General features: G+C 67.6%; 1 pseudogene. It reads left to right on the forward strand.

The features are described from left to right. Nucleotides 1–87 precede the first annotated feature (87 nt). Nucleotides 88–798: pseudogene (locus tag JL475_RS39120) on the forward strand (IS256 family transposase); the annotation flags it as partial. Nucleotides 799–1,024: the final 226 nt, after the last annotated feature.

Consider the following 1,024-nt stretch of genomic DNA (forward strand, 5'->3'; position numbering starts at 1 on the left):
CTGCTGCGACAGGGCGTTGGTGCAGGTCTTCCACCTCCACTCGAACCGACAGCGCCTCACGGCGCAACCAAGATCGTCGCCAGAACCAAGGTCAGGGACGGGCAGGTCGCCAACCGGCCGGTGTACATGGCGGTCGCGGTCACCGCCGAGGGCCACCGCGACATCCTGGGCCTGTGGGTCGGCGACGGCGGTGAGGGCGCCAAGCACTGGCTGCAGGTTCTCACCGAGATCAAGAACCGCGGCGTCGCGGACGTGCTGATGCTCGTCTGTGACGGCCTGTCCGGGCTGCCGGACGCGGTGAACACCGTCTGGCCTGCGACGATCGTGCAGACCTGCGTCGTTCACCTGCTGCGGAACAGCTTCCGTTACGCGGCCCGGCAGGACTAGGAGAAGGTCGCCAAGGCGCTGCGGCCCGTCTACACGGCGCCGACCGAGGAGGCGGCGCTGGAGCGGTTCGTGGAGTTCTCCGAGGTCTGGGGCAAGAAGTATCCGGCGATCGTGCGGCTGTGGGAGAGCGCGTGGGCCGAGTTCGTGCCCTTCCTCCGCTTCGACGTGGAGATCCGCAAGATCGTGTGCACGACCAACGCAATCGAGTCGATCAACGCGCGGATCCGCAAGGCGGTGAGGGCCCGGGGGCACTTCCCCACCGACCAGGCCGCCCTCAAGTGTGTCTACCTGGCCGTGATGAGCCTGGACCCGACCGGCACCGGACGCAAGCGCTGGACCATGCGCTGGAAGGCCGCACTCCAAGCTTTCGACATCACCTTCGACGGTCGGCTCACCGCCAGCCGCCGCTGAAGAAATCCGACCGAGTTCCACCGTTCGCTACACAGACCCGGTGATAACGGTCCGCGGTGGCCGGCGATGGCAGGCCAGCGGCACTCGGATATCGGCCCTACGGTGGTGGCATGGCAGTGATCAACGGTTGGCGGCGGAAAGTGGGCGCCCCGGTCGGTGCGCTGGATGTGCTGGTGCCGGTGGTGCTGTTCGTGTTGTCGATCGCGGCCGCCTCCGCCATCCCGCA

It is taken from the genome of Streptomyces sp. M2CJ-2 (assembly GCF_016757295.1).
Lineage (GTDB): Bacteria > Actinomycetota > Actinomycetes > Streptomycetales > Streptomycetaceae > Streptomyces.